Origin of the sequence: Nonomuraea sp. C10 (assembly GCF_008017515.1) — a bacterium.
Classification (GTDB): domain Bacteria; phylum Actinomycetota; class Actinomycetes; order Streptosporangiales; family Streptosporangiaceae; genus Nonomuraea; species Nonomuraea ferruginea.
The window spans coordinates 5892221-5910337 of record NZ_VPFF01000001.1 but is presented as its reverse complement, the minus strand read 5'-3'; the positions used below and the strand labels follow the sequence as shown (position 1 = coordinate 5910337).

Genomic DNA, 18117 nt, shown 5'->3' with positions numbered 1-18117 from the left:
GTGACCATCGACCACGCGGCCGTCGAGGCCCGCCGCGAGGAGATCAGGCGGCGCTACCTCTTAGCGCGCCGGCCCTCGTCCAGCGCGCGCGGCCTGCACCACATCGCCCTGTTGTCGTCGGACGTGGAACGCACCGTCAAGTTCTACCAGGAGCTGCTGGAGTTCCCGCTGACGGAGATCTTCGAGAACCGCGACTACAAGGGCTCGAGCCACTTCTTCTTCGACCTCGGCAACGGCAACCTGCTGGCCTTCTTCGACCTCCCCGGCCTCGACCTCGGCCCTTACCAGGAGGTGCTCGGCGGCCTCCACCACATCGCGATCTCCGTCGACCCCGCCACCTGGGAGCGGCTGCGCGGGAAGCTGGAGATGGCCGGCGTGCCGCACCAGATCGAGAGCGGCGCCTCCATCTACTTCAAGGACCCCGACGGCGCCCGGCTGGAGCTGCTCGCCGACCATCTCGGTGAGATGTACGGCGCGCGCGTGCTGTGACGCCGTGACCTAGCGCCGCGACGCGCGGCGCGTGCGCGGACGGCCCGCCCGCGGCTCCTGCCGGATCCCGGCATGCCGCTCGGACCTCTCCGCCTTCTCCTTCCGTACGGCCTCGCGCCGCAATGACAGTAAGTGGCGGCGCTTCGCCCTGTTGGCCTTGGCCTTGACTGACTTGGGGGGTGAGGGTTTCGCGGTCTTCGCCATCAGAGTCGCGCGGAGGGGGACCGCCTGCCTCAGCCGGCGGGGGGATCCGCGCTTCCTCCCTTCCGGGTCTCCGGCACATGCCGATGCCGTGGTTCGAAGGCGGGTGATACGCAGGTCGTTCACGTTCCCGTTGCGTCCTACCCACTCCCGGGGCCGATCCATACTTGAGTGATGCGCCTGACTGAGTTCTGGAGAAGGATGCGCCTGCACTTCGGCGACACCTACGCCGAGTCGTGGGCGCGTGACTACGTGATCGCGCCGCTCGGCGGGCGCACCGTGGTGCAGGCGCTGGCCGACGGCGAGAGCGCCAAGACCGTCTGGCGGGCCGTCTGCCAGGTCGAGGACGTCTCCCCCCGGCTACGCTGAGCCCAGCGTCTCCCTCAGAGCGCGCGCCGTGCGATCGAGGTCGTCGGCGCCGCCCGTGCCGCCGGGCGCCCAGAGAAACAGCCAGCCCCGCTCCGACGGCGTGGCGAAGACCAGGGTCTGCCTGCTCGTGTGCGGATGCCACACCCACAACAGCGGCTCCTCCTCGCCCACCATCCGGCTCACCAGCCCGTGGCGAGGGAGCACCTCGGCGAGGCCCTGCAGATGAGCGCGCCGTTCGCTGGTGTACGAGCTCGCCACGTGGTCACCTCCTGCCCTCTTCCCAGGAGTCTCCCCAGGCTGCGGGAACGCATCCGGGCGCGGGCGGACTTCCTCGCGGACGTGCGTGTGATCGAACAGCCGTTCGGCTACGATGGGCTCGCCGGGCCACGTCTTCCACGACCGCTTCCGGGAAAATGTCGGTGGCAGACCGTAGCTTTCACTCGACTGATTCCGACCACGACCCTCAAGAGGGAGCTCCCATGGCTATCAACGACCGCGAGAAGGCCCTCGAGACCGCCCTCGCCCAGATCGAGCGGCAGTTCGGCAAGGGTTCCGTCATGCGCCTCGGCGATGACGCCCGAGCCCCCATCGAGGTGATCCCGACCGGGTCGATCTCCCTCGACGTCGCGCTCGGCATCGGCGGCCTGCCGCGCGGCAGGATCGTCGAGATCTACGGTCCGGAGTCCTCCGGCAAGACCACCATCGCGCTGCACGCGGTGGCCAACGCGCAGCGGGCCGGCGGCATCGCGGCGTTCATCGACGCCGAGCACGCCCTCGACCCCGAATACGCCAAGAAGCTCGGCGTCGACACCGACGCCCTGCTGGTCTCCCAGCCCGACACCGGCGAGCAGGCGCTGGAGATCGCCGACATGCTGATCAGGTCCGGCGCCGTCGACATCATCGTCATCGACTCGGTGGCCGCCCTGGTGCCCAAGGCCGAGATCGAGGGCGAGATGGGCGACAGCCACGTCGGCCTCCAGGCCCGCCTGATGTCCCAGGCCCTGCGCAAGGTCGCGGGCGCGCTCAGCAGCACCGGCACCACCGCCATCTTCATCAACCAGCTCCGCGAGAAGATCGGCGTGATGTTCGGCAGCCCCGAGACCACGACCGGTGGCAAGGCGCTCAAGTTCTACGCTTCGGTCCGCCTCGACATCCGCCGCATCGAGACCCTCAAGGACGGCACCGAAGCGGTCGGCAACCGGACCCGCGTCAAGGTGGTCAAGAACAAGATGGCCCCGCCCTTCCGGGTGGCCGACTTCGACATCCTCTACGGGGTGGGCGTCTCCCGCGAGGGCGGCCTCATCGACATGGGCGTCGAGCACGGCTTCGTCCGCAAGTCCGGCGCCTGGTACACCTACGAGGGCGACCAGCTCGGCCAGGGCAAGGAGAACGCGCGCAACTTCCTGCGCAACCACCCCGACATGGCCAACGAGATCGAGAAGAAGATCAAGGACAAGCTGGGCGTGGGCCCGCGCCTCGACGAGCCCGCCGAGGCCCCCGCGCCTCCCGCGCCCGCCAAGGCGCCCGCCGCGTCCGGCCGCGGCTCCAAGTCCACGCCGAAGCCTGGTGACGTCTGATCGGTCGGCGCATGAGTGACACGGATCCGGCGCCCCACGACCGGGGCGCCCCGGCCTCATCCCGCCGCAAACCACGGCGCTCCTCATCCGAGGGCGCACCACCCGGCGGGCGCCACCCTTTCTTCGGCGGCCGCGCCCCGGGGGAGCAGCCGCCGGCTGAAGACGCCTGGTGGACACGGCCGGCGGGCGAACCCCAGCAAAGCCACCCCTTCTGGGGCGATCCGACCCCTGCTGAGGGTGAATCCGGGAAGCGGGCTGGCGAAGGGGCGGATCGGGCGGCGGGTGGCTTCTCCGTGCGGGAGCGGGCCGCCGAGGAGGCTTCCCCGGAGGCGCCACGGGACGATCCGGCCGCTGCGGGGCAGTCTGAGGGCAACTCCTCCGTACGGCGACAGGTTGGTGACGATCCGTCCCTGGAAGGGCGACGGGACGATCGGGACGCTTCGGGGCGGCCTGGGGGAAACTTCTTCGTGCGGGGGCAGGTTGGTGAAGAGCTGTCCGTGGAGAGGCACGGAGTGGGGCGGTCTGAAGCTGTCCGCGAGCAGGCGCCCATGGGGCTGTCCCTAGAGGAGTCGCGGCGGGATCCGGATACGGCGGGGCGACCTGCGGATGGATCCTTCACGTCGGAGGGGGTTGACGAGGGGCCGTCCTCGGAGGCACGGCGGGAGTATCCGATGTCCGAGGGGGGCTCTCTGGAGGCTCAGCCGGGGGGAGGGCGGGCGGTCTCCCGGGAGGATCTTTCCGTGCCTGGCTTCACATCGGGAGCCGTCAGCGGATCTTCCGCAGCGGAGCCGGGTGACGGACTTACTAGTGGGGCTCGGGCCGATGGTGATTCGGGCGCAGAGTCTGACGGTCCTTCCAGTGAGGCTCGGGACGATGGTGTTGCCCGCGGGGAGTCTGACGGTCCTTTCAGCGAGGCTCGGGGCGATGGTGCTTCCCGTGATGAACGGTCCGACGGCTCTTCCGATGTGGTGCGGGTCGATGGTCCTTACAACCCGGTAAGGGCCGATGATGCTTTCGATCGGGTGCGCGCTGATGGTGCTTCGTCTGGGGAACGGGCCGGTGGCGGTGCTGCTGCTGAAAGACGAGGCGGCGGTGGGCGCTCGGGCGGGGAGCGGGCCGGTTCGGTTTTCCGGCGAGGCGATGGGTTGACTGATCAGGGGGTTTCGAGGAAGAGGTCTTCTCCGGCGACGAGTGGTGGGAGCGGTGGTTGGCCTTCGCCTGAAGAGTGGCGCGAGCAGCGCCGTCGTCAGCGGGAATCCGTTGTGAACTCCGATGACATGCTTCCTCCCTCCGCAGGCTCCGACGCTGAAGCCGCAGACCCTCGGCCTGCGTTCCACGGTGAGGAGGGCGGCCCGGACGACGCGGATTCGCGTGGAACGCCGCAGGTCATGTCCGGGAGGAGCGTCGCGTCCGTCGTGAGTGCCTGGCGGCCTGGGCAGACCGCAGAGGAGGGGAGGCCTGACGGAGGTGGGGAGTCCTCTCTTTCTCCCGACGCTGCCCTCGATGAGCAGGACGGTGGCGCGGCGGCTTCCCACACCGCGTCCGATGGGATGCCAGGCCGTGGCACGGCGTCAGCTGAGCCGCTGGGCAGTGGTGCGATTCCGTCGGGGGATGCATCGGGTGAGGCGTTGAGCGGTGGTGCGGGCCCGCTGGAGGATGCCTCCGGTGAGGTGCCGGATGGTGGTGCGGCGTCGGTAGGGGATGGTGAGGTGCCGGGCGGCGCGGTGCCGGCGGATGGGGGAACCGGGGCTCCGGGCGGGGCATCGGACGGAGGGACCTGGGCTTCTGCGGGGGTGTCGGACGCAGGGACCGGGACTTCGGCCGGGGTGTCGGACGCAGAGACCGGAACTCCTGCGGGGGCGTCGGCTGCGGGCACGGAGTTCTGGGCGACGCCGGGGGTGGAGCCGGGTTCTGGGGAGAAGGCGAAGAAGGGGCGTAAGGGGAGGCGGTCCGGGCGGAAGGCCGGGCGTGGGTGGTCGGCTGATGGGCCGGATGCCGGTTCGGGTGCGGCAGCGGCGCCCCCCGCCGATCCTGAGGCGGTGGCGCGGGCGATCTGCCTGCGGCTGCTCACCATGGCGCCCAGGACGCGGGCGCAACTGGCCGAGGCGATGCGGAAGCGGGAGGTGCCCGACGAGGTGGCGGAGTCGGTGCTCGACCGGTTCACCGAGCTGGGGCTCATCAACGACGAGGCGTTCGCCGAGGCCTGGGTCGACTCCCGGCATCACGGCCGGGGCCTGGCCAAGCGGGCTCTGGCCAACGAGTTGCGGCATCGCGGGGTCGACCAGGAGACGGTGAAGGACGCCGTCGAGCGGCTCGATCCGGATCAGGAGGAGGAGACCGCCCGCCGCCTCGTGGAGCGGAAGCTGCCCTCCACCCGCTCCCTGGACTCCAAGGTCCGCACTCGCCGCCTGGCCGGCATGCTCGCGAGAAAGGGCTACCCGCCGGGGCTGTCGTTCCGGGTGATCCGGGAGGCTCTGGAGCAGGAAGGCGTCGAGGTCGAGGACGAGTACCCGTAGTCCTGCCGATGGTGTGTCGAGGTCGCGTACTCGTGGCCTCGCGGCAGGTGACCTCGGCGAAGACGGTCTTCGGCGCTGGTACAGGTCCGAGGACGGGCTCCGGTACAGATCCCTGGGCGGATGCCGGAGCGCGGCGGGGTTTCCTGCGTGGGCCCGTGCCGAGCGTCCGACGTCGTGGTTTAACGAATTCACCTGTGTGGCCGTCTGAAGAGGGAGGCTACGAAGAAGGTGGAGATTCGTCGCCGACCGGTCCACGACCCCTGGTCCGGTTCACGGACGGGCAGACTCTGTACGACGTGCGGACGGGCAGGTCGGCGCACCTGGAGTGCGCGCCCGGCGAGGAGGGAGGCGTCAGTGTCGACCGGCTCAGGTCCGCCCAAGGCCTGCGCATCGCTCACCGGTTGCCCGGCGAATATCAGATCGTCAACCTGGACGGGATCGACTGACGAGGGAAGACGGGGGTGGCGGGTAAGACACGCTTGGTAAGTCGTTTGCTTGCTCGTGACCTGTTCGACGCATAACCTCGACGGCAGTGAGGAGTTACTCCGCGCAGTGCGGATTGCCATACCGGTGAACGACATACGAGCGAGTTTGGTTGATCGAGGCGGACGAGGTGCCGGCTGTTGCGGTCGGCACGTGGTCGGCCTGTGCTTGATAGCTGTCCCGGGGCTTTCCGTGCCGCGCCCGTGACCCTCCCGTGCGAGGGCCGCGTTTGTGGGTGTTGACGACGCGAGGAGGGCGGGGCGTACATGGGGCCGCTTGTCGTGGTGCTGTCGGTGGCGGTGCTCGTACTGACCTGCGGGATGATGGCAGCCCTCTTCATCGTCGTCAGGCGCACCTCGGGAGGCGTCCCGAGGGGCGCCAAGCCCTCTCCGGAGCAGTTGGAGGCCGTGCACGACGAGCTGGAGCAGGCTCGTACCGAGGCGGGCCAGATCCGCGACAGGGCCGAGTCCGACGCCGAGGAGATCCTGCGCAGGTCCGAGGCGGCGGCGGAGAGCGCGGCGCAGATGCGGCGGGAGGTCGAGGAGGAGAGCCGGATCCTGAAGTCGGAGCTCAAGGAGCTCCGCACCGACCTGGAGCGCAGGGAGCAGCGGCTGGCCGAGCGGGAGCAGCGGCTCGACGAGGAGGCCAGGCGGCAGGCCGAGCGCGACCGCAAGCTCGCCGAGACGGAGATCGAGCTGGCCGACCGGCGGGCCGAGCTGCTGAAGGTGGAGGAGGAACGGCGGGTCATCCTGGAACGGGTGGCCGGGCTGACCGGCGAGCAGGCCAGGGCCGAGCTGGTGCGCGACATCGAACACCAGGCCAAGCGCGAGGCGGCGCTGATCGTACGGGAGATCGAGGGCGAGGCGCGCCGCGAGGGCGAGAAGCGCGCCACCAAGATCGTGACGCTGGCGGTGCAGCGGATGGCGACCGAGCAGACCGCGGAGTCGGTCGTCAGTGTGCTGCACCTGCCGGGCGACGAGATGAAGGGCCGCATCATCGGCCGTGAGGGCCGCAACATCCGGGCGTTCGAGTCGACCACCGGCGTCAACCTGATCATCGACGACACTCCTGAAGCGGTGCTTCTGTCGTGTTTCGATCCGGTTCGCAGGGAGACGGCGCGGCTCACGCTGGAGAAGCTGGTGCTCGACGGGCGGATCCACCCGCAGCGCATCGAGGAGGCGCACGACCGCAGCCGCGCCGAGGTGCAGGAGCTGTGCGCCCGCGCCGGCGAGGACGCGCTGGTCGAGCTGGGCCTCACCGACATGCACCCGGAGCTGGTGCTGCTGCTCGGCCAGCTCCGCTACCGCACCTCCTACGGACAGAACGTGCTCAAGCACCTCATCGAGTCCGCCCACATCGCCGGCATCATGGCCGCCGAGCTCAAGCTCGACCAGACGCTGATGAAGCGCTGCGCGCTGCTGCACGACATCGGCAAGGCGCTCACCCACGAGGTGGAGGGCAGCCACGCGCTGATCGGCGCGGAGATCGCGCGCCGCTACGGCGAGCAGGAGGACGTGGTGCACGCCATCGAGGCGCACCACAACGAGGTGGAGGTGCGCACCGTCGAGGCGGTGCTCACCCAGGCGGCCGACGCCATCAGCGGCAGCCGCCCCGGCGCCCGCCGCGAGTCGCTGGAGGCGTACGTGAAGCGGCTGGAGCGGCTGGAGGAGATCGCGCAGTCCTACGACGGCGTGGAGAAGGTCTTCGCCATGCAGGCCGGGCGGGAGATCCGGGTGATGGTCAAGCCGGACGCGATCGACGACATCCAGGCGCAGGTGATCGCCCGCGACGTGGCCAAGCAGGTGGAGGAGGAGCTCACCTATCCGGGGCAGATCCGGATCACGGTGGTGCGGGAGTCGCGGGCGACCGAGTTCGCGCGCTGACCTTTCACCGGAAGATCTGCTGGTAGAAGGCGAGCTCGGCGGCGAGCGCGGTGGAGCGGGTCTCGGTGCGGCGGAAGCCGTGCGCCTCGCCGTCGAAGGCGAGGTAGGTGCAGGGGATGCCGCGTTCCGACAGCGTTTCCGCGAAGGCGGCCGACTGCTCCGGCGGCACCACCGGGTCGTCGAGCCCCTGGAGCAGCAGCATCGGGCAGGAGACGCCGCCGGCCAGGGCGAGCGGTTCGCGTTCGGCGTACAGCTGGGGGTCCTCGGGGCCGACGAGCCACTCCACATAGCGGGATTCGAAGTCGTGGGTGTGCGCGTTGAGCGGGCCCAGGGCGCTCACCCCGTAGTACGAGACGCCGCCGGCGAACGCGCCGGACCGGCAGCAGGCCGCCATCACGGTCCAGCCGCCCGCGCTGCCGCCCCTGACGGCGATCCGGCCGGGGTCGGCGTGCCCTTCGGCGGCCAGCCAGCGGGCGGCGGCCACGGTGTCGGCGACGTCCGCCAGCCCCCACTGCCCTTTCAGCGACTCGCGGTAGGCGCGGCCGTAACCGGTGGAGCCGCCGTAGTTGACGTCGAGCACGCCGATGCCGCGCGAGGTCAGGAACGCCTTGCCGAGGTCGAGCGCGGTGGTGGCGTGCGCGGTCGGCCCGCCGTGCACGAAGATCACGTACGGGTGAGGTCCGTCGGCGGCGTGGTTCGGATGCGCGGGCGGATACAGGAACGCGTGCACCTCCCGGCCGTCCTCGCCCGGCAGCGTCACCGCCCGAGGCTCCGGCAGGTAGGCCGGGTCGGGTAGCCCGCCGGGGTCAGCCGCCAGCACCTCGATCCCGCCGGGGGTTCCGATGGCCGTGGTCACCCGGGTCACGGACATCGGGGTCGCCGGGCCGTACCCGATGCCGAGGACGGAGGCGCCGTCGGCGGCCAGCGTCGGCGCCCACCCCGGGAACGGGGTGTCCAGGTCGGTGAGGACGCCCGTGAGCGGGTCGAGCACGCCGAGCCGCAGGTCGCCGCGCCCGTGCAGGACGGCGAGCCGGCCGTCGGCGAGGACCGCGTACGGGAGGCCGCCCAAATACCACAGCGGCCAGGCGAACTCCTCCTCGCGCGGGCAGAGCGGCTCCGGCTCGCCGCCGCCGATGTCGGCCGCGTACAGGTTCCACCAGCCGGAGCGGTCGGAGATCAGGTAGAGACGGCCCTCGTCGCGCCACTGGGGCGCCAGGACGGACTCCGAGGGGCCGCCGGCCACGGTCCACGTCTCGCCGTCGGACAGGCGGGTGACGCGCAGCTCGGTGCCGTGCCACGGCATCCGGGGGTGGTTCCAGCACACGTACGCGAGCAGCCGGCCGTCGGGGGAGAGCGTGGGGAAGGCGTAGAAGTCGTGGCCCGTGACCTGCTCGGCGGCCTCGCCCCCGGCCAGCGGGACGGACACGATCGACCGTGAGACCTTGCCGCCGTCGAGGTGGCGTTCGCGGACGCACCACACCTGGTCGTCGCGGACCATCAGGTCGGCGTAGCGGTCGCCCTCGGCAGTGAGCGGCCTGATCTCGCCCGACCGGTCGAGGGTGTGGAGCCGCTGGTCGGTCAGCTCGGTGAAGACGACGTCGCCGCCGGGCGTGACGGCGTAGGGGCGGCCGCCGTACTCGTGCACGCGGGTGCGGGCGTTCCACGGCGGCGGCAGTAGCTCGGTCCGGGCGCCGTCGGCGGTGAGGCGCACGATCGTGGTGCGCCCGCCCTCGCCGGGGCGGTCCTCCGTCCACCAGGCGGCGCCGCCGGACACGACGGGCCAGGCCGGACGAGCCGCCGCCCGGGCGACGTCGGAGGTGGAGATGGGTGAGGGCCACAGAGCGGCGGGCATACCCGCATCCTGCCGGAAATCCCCGCCGCTCGTGGGTCAGTCGGTGCTGTCGAGCCCGCCGCCGGAGCGCAGGCCGATCGCCTCCGCGCCGGGGGGCGCCACCGGGGGCGCCGCCGTCTTGCGGCTGCGCCTGCTGCGGCGTTCCAGCCAGTGGGCCAGGTAGCTGAGCGCCATGTTGAGCCCGACGTAGATGATGCCGATGACGATGGCCGCCGGGATCAGCGAGCCGAAGAACACCGCCGGCAGGATCTTGAAGCCGGTGTTGAGCAGGTCGACGTAGGCGATGATGTAGCCGAGCGCGGTGTCCTTGAGCAGCACCACGAGCTGGCTGACGATCGCCGGCATCATGGCCGTGACCGCCTGCGGCAGCAGCACCAGCCGCATCACCTGGTTCTTGCGCATGCCGACCGCGTACGCGGCCTCCGCCTGGCCCTTCGGCACCGAGAGCACGCCGGCCCGGACGACCTCGGCCAGCACCGACCCGTTGTAGAGGGTCAGGCCGAGCACCACGGCCATGAACGCGTAGTCGCCGCCGCCCATCACGGTCGGCGCCAAGTAGAAGATGAAGAAGATCAGCAGCAGCAGTGGGATGGCCCGGAAGACCTCGACCACCAACCCGGCCGGGATCCGGATCCAGGCGTGGTCGGACAGCCGCGCCAGACCGAAGATCGCGCCGAACGCGAGCGCGAGCACCGCGGCCAGCGCGGCGGCCCGCAGCGTTCCGGCCAGGCCGGGCAGGATCCACGTCTGCCAGGTGTAGGGGTCGAGGAACGGCTCCCAGATCTTCCCCTCGAACTGGCCCTTGGCGTCGAAGCCCAGATAGACCCAGTAGGCGATGCCGCCCACGATCAGCACGCTGATCGCGGTGAGCAGGTGGTTGCGCACCCGCCCGCGCGGGCCCGGGGTGTCGAACAGGACGGAAAGGTTCATCGGGCCACCGCCAGACGTCGGGACAACCAACCGGTGAAGTAGCCGATGGGCATGGTCAGGGCCATGAACGCGATGACGATCCCGATGAAGATGGGGATCGACGCGCCGGTGGTGTCGAAGACCTCCTTCATGGTGGCGGCCGCGTCGGCGAGGTAGCCGCCGGCCGTCGCGACCGTGGTGTTCTTGATCATGGCGATCATCACGCTGCCCAGCGGGGCGATGACGGCCCGGAACGCCTGCGGCAGGATGATCAGCCGCAGGGACTGGAAGAACGACAACCCGATCGACCGCGCCGCCTCGGCCTGGCCCAGGGGCACCGTGTTGATGCCGGCCCGCAGCGCCTCGCACACGAACGACGCGGTGTAGAACGACAGGCCCATCGCGACGATCCAGAACGAGTTGACGCTCGGCTCCTGGGAGAACACCAGGCCGAGCTGGTCGCTCAGACCCAGCGCGGAGAACGCCAGCACCAGCGTCAGCGGCGTGTTGCGCACCACGTTGACGTAGACGGTGGCGGCTGCACGCAGCACCGGCGTCGGCGAGACCCGCATCCCCACGAGGATCGTGCCCAGGATGACGGAGGCGACCGCGGCCACGAGGGAGAGCTTGACGTTCTCCAGGAAGCCTTCCGCGAGGACGGGCGCGTACTTGATTAGTTCGTCCATCGTGCTCCACCGCATAGGAGGGCGGCGGCCGGGATCCCGGCCGCCGCCTACGACATGATCAGGCGCAACCCTCGGCCGGCGGTGCCTCGGTCGAGAGCGGCAGGCCCTCGATGCCGCCGAACCACTTGTCCAGCATGGTCTTCATCTGGCCGTTGTCCCACAGCGTCTTGATCGCGGTGTTGACGGCCTCGCAGGTCGCGGTGTCGCCCTTCTTCAGGCCGACGCCGTACTTCTCGTCGGTGAAGCCCTGGCCCAGCACCTTGAAGTTGCCGCCCGCCTGCTTGGCGAAGCCCGCCAGGATCAGGTCGTCGGTGGTGACGGCGTCGAGGTTGCTGCCGTTGAGCTTCTGCACGCACTCCGAGTAGTTCGCCGCGTCGACGGTGGTGGCGTCGATGTCGAGCTCGCCGTCCGGCGGCGGGTCGGTGATGCGCTTGTAGGAGTTGGAGCCCGCGGCCTTGCAGATGCGCTTGCCCTTGAGGTCCTGCGGGGTGTTGATCGACGTGTCGTCCTTGCGCACCATGATGTCCTGGTGCGAGATCACGTACGGGCCGCCGAAGGTGACCTTGCCCTTGCGCTCCTCGGTGATCGAGTAGGTGGCGAAGATGATGTCGACGGTGCCGTTCTGCAGGAACGGCTCGCGGTTGGACGAGGCCGACTCCTTCCACTCGACCTTGACGTCGGTGCCGCCGTTGAGCTCCTTGAGCACGGCCTTGGCCACGTCGACGTCAAAGCCCTCCGGCTCGGGCCCGGTCTTCAGACCCAGGCTCGGCTGGTCCCACTTGGTGCCGACGACCACGGTGCCGCCACCCTTGATCTTGTCGATCACGGTGGCGTAGGAGCCGCCGCCGTCGCCGCCGCCTCCAGCGTCATCGCCGCCGCAAGCGGTCAGCGCGCCCGCCATGGCGAACGCGGCGAGCACCGCTCCCATTCGACGCATGTGCATGTGTACCTGCCTCGTTAGTCAGTGCGTGAGGATCTTCGAAAGGAAGTCACGCGCCCGGTCGGTCTGCGCGTTGGTGAAGAACTCGTCAGGGGTGTTCTCCTCGACGACCTGCCCGTCGGCCATGAACACGACCCGGTTGGCGGCCCTGCGGGCGAAGCCCATCTCGTGGGTGACGACCATCATCGTCATCCCGTCACGCGCCAGCCCGATCATGACGTCGAGCACCTCCTGCACCATCTCGGGGTCCAGCGCGGAGGTCGGCTCGTCGAACAGGATCATCTTCGGGTCCATGGCCAGCGCCCTGGCGATGGCGACGCGCTGCTGCTGGCCGCCGGAGAGCTGGGCGGGATACTTGTCCGCCTGGGCCGCGATGCCGACCCGCTCCAGCAGCTCCATGGCGCGCTTGTCGGCGGCGTCCTTGGCCTGGCGGCGGACCTTGACCGGGCCCAGCGTCACGTTCTCCCGGATGGTCTTGTGGGCGAACAGGTTGAACGACTGGAACACCATCCCGACGTCGGAGCGCAATCTGGCCAGCGCCTTGCCCTCCGCCGGCAGCACCTGGCCGTCGAAGACGATCCTGCCGTCGTCGATCGTCTCCAGCCGGTTGATCGTCCGGCAGAGCGTCGACTTGCCGCCGCCGGACGGGCCGATGACGACCAGGACCTCGCCACGTGAGACGGTCAAGTTGATGTCCTTCAGGACGTGCAGCGCCCCGAAGTGCTTGTTGACGTGCTCCATCTGCACGAGTGGAGTGGCGTCCCCGTTCTCCGTCATGGACCCAAACGGTAGAGGCACGAAGGACGCTGGTCACTAACCAGGCGGTACCGATCCGATCACATCAGGCAGTCAAGCTGGTCTTTTGAAAGCGTACGGCTGGCGCAGGGCTCATAACGACTACCCTTGTTCATGCCATGACTGTGACCCAGGAGAGCCCCCGCACGTACGAGGTCCGCACGTACGGGTGCCAGATGAACGTGCACGACTCCGAGCGGCTGTCCGGCCTGCTGGAAGGCGCCGGCTACGTCGCCGTGACCGAAGGCGAGACCGCCGACGTCGTGGTCTTCAACACCTGCGCCGTCCGCGAGAACGCCGACAACCGCCTCTACGGCAACCTCGGCCATCTGCGGCCCGCCAAGGTCCGCAACCCGCGCATGCAGATCGCCGTCGGCGGCTGCCTCGCGCAGAAGGACCAGGGCGAGATCGTCCGCAAGGCGCCCTGGGTCGACGTGGTGTTCGGCACCCACAACATCGGCTCCCTGCCCGTGCTGCTGGAGCGCGCCCGCATCGAGGGCGAGGCGCAGGTCGAGCTGAAGGAGTCGCTGGAGGTCTTCCCCTCCACGCTCCCCACCAGGCGCGAGTCCGCCTACGCCGCCTGGGTGGCCATCTCGGTCGGCTGCAACAACACCTGCACCTTCTGCATCGTGCCGTCGCTGCGCGGCAAGGAGAAGGACCGCCGGCCCGGCGACGTCCTCGCCGAGGTGCGCACCCTCGTCGACCAGGGCGTCCTCGAAGTCACCCTGCTCGGCCAGAACGTCAACACCTACGGGGTCGAGTTCGGCGACCGGCTCGCCTTCGGCAAGCTGCTGCGCGCCTGCGGCGACGTCGAGGGCCTTGAGCGGGTCCGGTTCACCTCGCCGCATCCGGCCGCGTTCACCGACGACGTCATCGCCGCCATGGCCGAGACGCCCAACGTCATGCACCAGCTCCACATGCCGCTCCAGTCGGGCTCCGACCGGGTGCTCAAGGCCATGCGCCGCTCCTACCGCGCCGAGCGCTACCTCGGCATCATCGAGCGGGTCCGCGCCGCCATGCCCGACGCGGCCATCTCCACCGACATCATCGTCGGCTTCCCCGGCGAGACCGAGGACGACTTCCAGGCGACCCTCGACGTCGTACGGGAGAGCCGCTTCGCCAACGCCTTCACCTTCCAGTACTCGATCAGGCCGGGCACCCCCGCCGCCACCATGGACGACCAGATCCCCAAGGAGGTCGTCCAGGAGCGCTATGAGCGGCTGGTCGCCCTCCAGGAGGAGATCTCCTGGGCGGAGAACAAGAAGCAGGTCGGCCGCACGCTGGAGATCCTGGTCGCCGAGGGCGAAGGCCGCAAGGACGAGGCCACCCGCCGCCTTTCCGGCCGCGCGGCCGACAACCGCCTGGTCCACTTCGCCGTGGGCGAGGAGACGCCGCGTCCGGGTGACATGGTCACGGTCGAGGTCACGTACGCGGCCCCGCACCACCTGGTCGCCGACGGGGCGGTCCGCGAACTGCGCCGCACGCGTGCGGGTGACGCCTGGCAGGCGCGTGTGTCTCCCCAGCCGTCCGGAGTGCTCCTCGGTATGCCTACCATCGGCCGGCCGGCGACTTCTCCTTCTTCTTCGGGCTGTTCCGCTCGCTGATCGTCGGGTGGGCTTGGCTCGGGTGGGTCGCGCCGTAAAAGATCAAGATCTTAAGGGCTTTTGGGAAACCCCTCGGGCTGGGCGCCGATAGCAAGCCTTCGGCCTGCTCTGCCCGCCGTAGTTCCTGAGTTGTGGGTCCCGCCGTGGTGATCAATTTCCTAGGCTCTTGAGGGCCTCGTAGCAGGCTGCGCGGCGGAAGTCGTGGAAGGTTGCGCAGGGGTCGGGGGCGGGGAGTCCTGGTGGGGTCTGGGCCTTGGGCTGGGGCTCGGGGGTGGGTGAGGGGGCGGTGGTGAGTGTGACCGCCTCGCCGGTGCTGGTGTTGTCGTTCGGTGTGTGGGTGCTGGAACGTTCCCGGGGTTCGGGGCGGTGGGTGCGGGGTTTGGCACGGGGGCCTTGGCGATCTCGGGTGGGGGGCTGGCGTTCTGGGACGTCTGCCGGACGCCTGGTGGCGTCTCCTGGGTGGGACGAGGGTGTTGCCCTTGGTGGGGGGATCGGGTGGAGCCAGGGGGTTTCGGTGGTGATGCTCGTCGCCGGTGCGGGGGGTTCCGGGCTGGCTGAATGGGGCGGTGGAATGGACGTCCACGTGGGTGGGGGCGTGCGGCGGGATTGATCGAAAAGCGGGCTTTCCTGATCGATTTCGGGGGCCGATTTGCGAGGGTGCATTCGCGGGCCGGTGAACGCGAGGAGAATTCCCGCCGTGGCGATGGCCAGGACGGCGGTGACCGCGGCGACGGGGGCGAGGCGGTGGCGTCGACCTGGGCGAATAGGACCTTGGGGGGACAAGTCGTGATTCCTTTGTGATTGTTGCGCGAGCATTCGGCTGTTGCGGCTAGTGTGGTCCATCGCCCGCGGAAGCCGGAGAGCTTTCCCGATACGACCGCAGGGAGCTGTAACACCATGCAAGATCCGACCGAGCCGGATCGTCTTGAGATCCTCAACGGGCCAGGCGAGGGCCGCCGGGCCGCCAGGAACAGGCCGAGCAAGAAGAAAAAGATCACCGTCATCGCCGCGTCCGTACTCGTGGCGGCGATGGCCGTGGGCGGCGTCGGCTACGCGCTGACCGCCGGGTCCGGAGAGACGGGCACGCCCACCCAGCAGAGCCGGCAGGCGGGGCCCGAGCAGGGCGCCGGCGAGACCGGCAGCGAGGGCGAGCCGCTGCAGGACGAGGCGGCCGCCGACGAGGCCACCATGGGCGACGCCGACACCGGCCTGCCCGAGGAGGAGGCCGCCGAGATGGGCGACGCCTCCGTTGGCGACACATCGGGCGACACGTCGGGCGACACCCGCGACACCCGCGCCGGCTCGTCGGACAAGAGCACCGCGAGCAAGGGCGACGGCGCCAAGCAGGAAACCGCCGCGAAGCAGGGCGACAGCGGCAAGAAGCCCACGACCGCGGCCAAGCCGCCGCCCTCCGACGAGGGCGACAACCCGGCGGACGGCCCAGCCGGCACCGTCGGCGGCCAGTGCGCCAAGAGCGGCTGCTGACACCACGAGCACGGTGGCGCGGGACGCGGCCGTTCACCCTCCGGACGCACCCCGCACCTTCTGAGAAACATGAAGTGGCTCGCCGGTTCTCGCGGGCATTGGACCTACAGCCACCGGCCCCGCCTTCCTATGGTTCCGGCCATGACCATTGAGAAGGCGGCGGCACTTCGTGCCCTGCACGTGCCGGGAAAGCCGTTGATCCTGCCGAACGCCTGGGACGCCGCGTCCGCGACGGCCGTCCGGAAGGCCGGCTTCCCGGCGGTGGCGACCGGGAGCGCCGCGGTGGCGCGCGTGCTGGGGTACGAGGACGGCGAGGCGACGCCGGTGGCCGAGATGCTGGCCGCCGTGTCCCGCATCGTCCGGGTGGTGGACGTGCCGGTGACGGCCGACATGGAGCGCGGATACGGGCTGGACCCGGCCGAGCTGGCCGGGCGGCTGCTGGAGACCGGCGCCGCGGGCTGCAACCTGGAGGATTCCGACCCCCGTACCGGAGAACTGGTCGATCCGGACGAGCAGGCCGCTTTCCTGGCGGCGGTGCGCGCCGCGGCGGGACCGGCGCTCGTCGTCAACGCCAGGATCGACACCTACATCGTCCGCGACGGCGGCGGGCGCGCCGAAGCGGTCGCGCGGGCCCGGCGTTACCTGGAGGCGGGCGCCGACTGCGTCTACCCGATCGGGCTGTCGGCCGAGGACGAGATCGGGGCGCTGGTGGGCGAGGTGGACGGCCCGGTCAACATCCTGTTCAAGCCGGGCGCGCCGAGCCTGGCCAGGCTGGCGGAGCTGGGCGTGGCCCGGGTCAGCTACGGCCACGGCCTGCACCGGGCGGCTCACGCGTACGCCGTGGGCATGATCGGCGCCGTGAGCGAGGGCCGCAGCCCCTACGAGTGACCACAGGACGAGAGCGTGTCAGCGGCGGCGCCGCGGCACCGGGACCCGCATCAGGTCGCGCGCCAGGAAGACCTCCCCGTCGAAGGAGCGCCGCACCTCTTCCAGGAAAACGGGCTCGTCCGCGAACGTGTAGCGCTCGGAGAAGTGCGTGAGCACCAGCCGCCGCACCCCCGCTTGGGCGGCCACCAGCCCCGCCTCGAACGCGGTCAGGTGCCCGTACTCCTTGGCCAGCGCCTGCTCGCCCGACAGGAACGTGGCCTCGATGACGAGCAGGTCGACCCCGTCGGCCAGCTCGAACACCGCGTCGCACAGCCGGGTGTCCATGACGAACGCCGCGGCCTGGCCCGGCTTCGGCACGCTGCACCGGGCCAGCGTCACGCCGCGCACGGAGCCGGTGCGCTGCAGCTCGCCCACCTCGGGCCCGCGGATGCCGTGGGCGGCCAGCCGCTCGGGCAGCATGCGCACGCCGGGCGGCTCCTGGACGCGGTATCCGTACGACTCGACCGGGTGAGACAGGCGGCGGGCGGTCAGCGGGCCGGTGGAGGCCAGCTCGCCGGAGACCGGGTGCTCCTCGATGACGGCGGTGTCGGCGAACACGGCGGCGTGCCGCAGCCTGCGCCAGTAGTCAGCGCCGGAGGCGGGGAAGACGGCCCGCACCGGGTGGCGCACCCTGTCGCGCGCGATGCGCTGGATCACGCCCGGCACGCCCAGGCAGTGGTCGCCGTGGAAGTGCGTCAGGCAGATCCAGTGGACGTCACTGGCGCTCACCCCGGCGTGCAGCATCTGCCGCTGGGTCCCCTCGCCGGGATCGAACAGATAACCCTGTCCGTCCCAGCGCAACAGGTAGCCGTTGTGGTTACGGTGTCGGGTGGGGACCGCGCTGGAGGTGCCGAGGATGACGAGTTCACGAGACGACATGACGACCACCGTCGCGTTCGCGGAGGTGCCGACGCCGGTCGGGCCCTTCGTGCTGGCCGTCACCGAGGACGGGCTGGTGGCGTCGGGGTGGGGCGTCCGTGACAGGATGCGCGACCGCCTCGGCCTGCCTGAGGTCCATGACCCGGATCGTACGGGTTCCGTGGTCGAGGAGCTGAGTGGTTATTTCACCGGTGCTTCGCGGCGGTTCGAGACGCCGATCGACTGGCGGCTGACGTCGGGCGTGCGGCGCGAGGTGCTGCAGGCCCTGTACGAGGTCCCGTACGGCACCGCGGTGACCTACGGCGAGCTGGCGGCGCGCAGCGGCACCGGCGTGCCCGCGCGCGGGATCGGCTCGATCATGGGGTCCAACCCGCTGCCGATCGTGGTGCCGTGCCACCGGGTGGTCGCGGGCAACGGGCTGGGCGGGTTCAGCGGCGGGGTCGGCGTCGAGACCAAGCGCTGGCTGCTCACCCACGAGGGCTACCTGCAGCCCACGCTGCTCGACCTGTGACGTGGTGCCGG

At 70.4% G+C, this 18117-nt stretch carries 18 protein-coding genes; 11 read left to right on the top strand and 7 right to left on the bottom strand.

Features of this window, described 5'->3' with window-relative positions; translation table 11 throughout:
* Positions 1-489 (top strand): VOC family protein, encoded by a 489-nt coding sequence (locus FR742_RS27070; protein ID WP_148033547.1) that lies wholly within the window; start codon positions 1-3, stop codon positions 487-489.
* Between the two features lie 375 nt (positions 490-864).
* A complete protein-coding gene (locus FR742_RS27065; protein ID WP_148033546.1) occupies positions 865-1059 on the top strand; it encodes a DUF3046 domain-containing protein in 195 nt (64 codons plus the stop codon).
* On the opposite strand, the gene FR742_RS27060 is transcribed toward FR742_RS27065, so the two are convergent.
* Positions 1051-1317: a hypothetical protein gene (locus tag FR742_RS27060; protein WP_148033545.1), complete on the bottom strand. Its 267-nt coding sequence runs from the start codon at positions 1315-1317 to the stop codon at positions 1051-1053. The two genes, FR742_RS27065 and FR742_RS27060, sit on opposite strands and share 9 nt — an antisense overlap.
* Before the next feature lie 221 nt (positions 1318-1538).
* Between FR742_RS27060 and recA the strand changes: the two genes are divergently transcribed.
* The 5 genes from recA (at position 1539) to rny (ending at position 7518) form a co-directional block, all read left to right on the top strand.
* A complete protein-coding gene (gene recA / locus FR742_RS27055; protein ID WP_148033544.1) occupies positions 1539-2636 on the top strand; it encodes a recombinase RecA in 1098 nt (365 codons plus the stop codon).
* Positions 2637-3641: 1005 nt separating this feature from the next.
* The gene (locus FR742_RS44755) at positions 3642-3785 is read left to right on the top strand and encodes a hypothetical protein (RefSeq protein ID WP_187281327.1); all 144 of its coding nucleotides are present in this window, start codon (positions 3642-3644) and stop codon (positions 3783-3785) included.
* A gap of 128 nt (positions 3786-3913) precedes the next feature.
* Positions 3914-5152 (top strand): recombination regulator RecX, encoded by a 1239-nt coding sequence (gene recX, locus FR742_RS27050; RefSeq protein WP_315970634.1) that lies wholly within the window; start codon positions 3914-3916, stop codon positions 5150-5152.
* Between the two features lie 296 nt (positions 5153-5448).
* A complete protein-coding gene (locus tag FR742_RS44750) occupies positions 5449-5598 on the top strand; it encodes a hypothetical protein (RefSeq protein WP_187281326.1) in 150 nt (49 codons plus the stop codon).
* A gap of 303 nt (positions 5599-5901) precedes the next feature.
* The gene (gene rny / locus FR742_RS27045) at positions 5902-7518 is read left to right on the top strand and encodes a ribonuclease Y (RefSeq protein ID WP_148033542.1); all 1617 of its coding nucleotides are present in this window, start codon (positions 5902-5904) and stop codon (positions 7516-7518) included.
* A gap of 4 nt (positions 7519-7522) precedes the next feature.
* Here the strand turns inward: rny and FR742_RS27040 are convergent, their stop codons facing one another.
* From FR742_RS27040 to FR742_RS27020, 5 genes are read right to left on the bottom strand one after another with little or no spacing between them, the layout of a single operon-like run.
* On the bottom strand, positions 7523-9370 hold the full coding sequence (locus FR742_RS27040) for a prolyl oligopeptidase family serine peptidase (RefSeq protein ID WP_148033541.1): 1848 nt from the start codon (positions 9368-9370) through the stop codon (positions 7523-7525).
* A gap of 36 nt (positions 9371-9406) precedes the next feature.
* Positions 9407-10300 carry an amino acid ABC transporter permease gene (locus FR742_RS27035; RefSeq protein WP_148033540.1) on the bottom strand — a complete coding sequence of 298 codons (894 nt, stop codon included), beginning with the start codon at positions 10298-10300 and terminating at the stop codon, positions 9407-9409.
* The gene (locus FR742_RS27030) at positions 10297-10965 is read right to left on the bottom strand and encodes an amino acid ABC transporter permease (protein ID WP_148033539.1); all 669 of its coding nucleotides are present in this window, start codon (positions 10963-10965) and stop codon (positions 10297-10299) included. The genes FR742_RS27035 and FR742_RS27030 overlap by 4 nt, the downstream gene beginning before the upstream one ends.
* Positions 10966-11023: 58 nt before the next feature.
* On the bottom strand, positions 11024-11908 hold the full coding sequence (locus FR742_RS27025) for a glutamate ABC transporter substrate-binding protein (protein ID WP_148033538.1): 885 nt from the start codon (positions 11906-11908) through the stop codon (positions 11024-11026).
* 18 nt (positions 11909-11926) lie between these two features.
* Positions 11927-12646, bottom strand: coding sequence for an amino acid ABC transporter ATP-binding protein (locus FR742_RS27020; protein WP_378525167.1), 720 nt, complete (start codon positions 12644-12646; stop codon positions 11927-11929).
* A gap of 173 nt (positions 12647-12819) precedes the next feature.
* On the opposite strand from FR742_RS27020, the gene miaB reads away from it, so the two are divergent.
* The 3 genes from miaB to FR742_RS27005 all read left to right on the top strand — a co-directional run bounded on the left by miaB (position 12820) and on the right by FR742_RS27005 (position 16677).
* Positions 12820-14304: a tRNA (N6-isopentenyl adenosine(37)-C2)-methylthiotransferase MiaB gene (miaB, locus tag FR742_RS27015; protein ID WP_148033536.1), complete on the top strand. Its 1485-nt coding sequence runs from the start codon at positions 12820-12822 to the stop codon at positions 14302-14304.
* A gap of 897 nt (positions 14305-15201) precedes the next feature.
* On the top strand, positions 15202-15789 hold the full coding sequence (locus FR742_RS27010; protein ID WP_148033535.1) for a hypothetical protein: 588 nt from the start codon (positions 15202-15204) through the stop codon (positions 15787-15789).
* A 141-nt stretch (positions 15790-15930) separates the two neighbouring features.
* A complete protein-coding gene (locus FR742_RS27005) occupies positions 15931-16677 on the top strand; it encodes an isocitrate lyase/phosphoenolpyruvate mutase family protein (RefSeq protein ID WP_222709065.1) in 747 nt (248 codons plus the stop codon).
* A gap of 18 nt (positions 16678-16695) precedes the next feature.
* On the opposite strand, the gene FR742_RS27000 is transcribed toward FR742_RS27005, so the two are convergent.
* Positions 16696-17595: a ribonuclease Z gene (locus FR742_RS27000; RefSeq protein ID WP_148033533.1), complete on the bottom strand. Its 900-nt coding sequence runs from the start codon at positions 17593-17595 to the stop codon at positions 16696-16698.
* Between FR742_RS27000 and FR742_RS26995 the strand changes: the two genes are divergently transcribed.
* Entirely contained in the window at positions 17573-18106 is a 534-nt protein-coding gene (locus FR742_RS26995) for a methylated-DNA--[protein]-cysteine S-methyltransferase (RefSeq protein WP_246639586.1), read from the top strand. The two genes, FR742_RS27000 and FR742_RS26995, sit on opposite strands and share 23 nt — an antisense overlap.
* The last annotated feature ends 11 nt before the right edge of the window (positions 18107-18117 follow it).

Coding starts and splice junctions, on each gene's coding strand:
- FR742_RS26995 (WP_246639586.1), top strand. CDS start 17,573: ATGACGAGTTCACGAGACGACATGACGACCACCGTCGCGTTCGCGGAG.
- FR742_RS27005 (WP_222709065.1), top strand. CDS start 15,931: ATGACCATTGAGAAGGCGGCGGCACTTCGTGCCCTGCACGTGCCGGGA.
- FR742_RS27000 (WP_148033533.1), bottom strand. CDS start 17,595: ATGTCGTCTCGTGAACTCGTCATCCTCGGCACCTCCAGCGCGGTCCCC.
- FR742_RS44755 (WP_187281327.1), top strand. CDS start 3,642: ATGATGCTTTCGATCGGGTGCGCGCTGATGGTGCTTCGTCTGGGGAAC.
- rny (WP_148033542.1), top strand. CDS start 5,902: ATGGGGCCGCTTGTCGTGGTGCTGTCGGTGGCGGTGCTCGTACTGACC.
- miaB (WP_148033536.1), top strand. CDS start 12,820: ATGACTGTGACCCAGGAGAGCCCCCGCACGTACGAGGTCCGCACGTAC.
- FR742_RS27035 (WP_148033540.1), bottom strand. CDS start 10,300: ATGAACCTTTCCGTCCTGTTCGACACCCCGGGCCCGCGCGGGCGGGTG.
- FR742_RS27020 (WP_378525167.1), bottom strand. CDS start 12,646: ATGGAGCACGTCAACAAGCACTTCGGGGCGCTGCACGTCCTGAAGGAC.
- FR742_RS27025 (WP_148033538.1), bottom strand. CDS start 11,908: ATGCACATGCGTCGAATGGGAGCGGTGCTCGCCGCGTTCGCCATGGCG.
- FR742_RS27010 (WP_148033535.1), top strand. CDS start 15,202: ATGCAAGATCCGACCGAGCCGGATCGTCTTGAGATCCTCAACGGGCCA.
- FR742_RS27040 (WP_148033541.1), bottom strand. CDS start 9,370: ATGCCCGCCGCTCTGTGGCCCTCACCCATCTCCACCTCCGACGTCGCC.
- FR742_RS27065 (WP_148033546.1), top strand. CDS start 865: ATGCGCCTGACTGAGTTCTGGAGAAGGATGCGCCTGCACTTCGGCGAC.
- recA (WP_148033544.1), top strand. CDS start 1,539: ATGGCTATCAACGACCGCGAGAAGGCCCTCGAGACCGCCCTCGCCCAG.
- recX (WP_315970634.1), top strand. CDS start 3,914: ATGCTTCCTCCCTCCGCAGGCTCCGACGCTGAAGCCGCAGACCCTCGG.
- FR742_RS27030 (WP_148033539.1), bottom strand. CDS start 10,965: ATGGACGAACTAATCAAGTACGCGCCCGTCCTCGCGGAAGGCTTCCTG.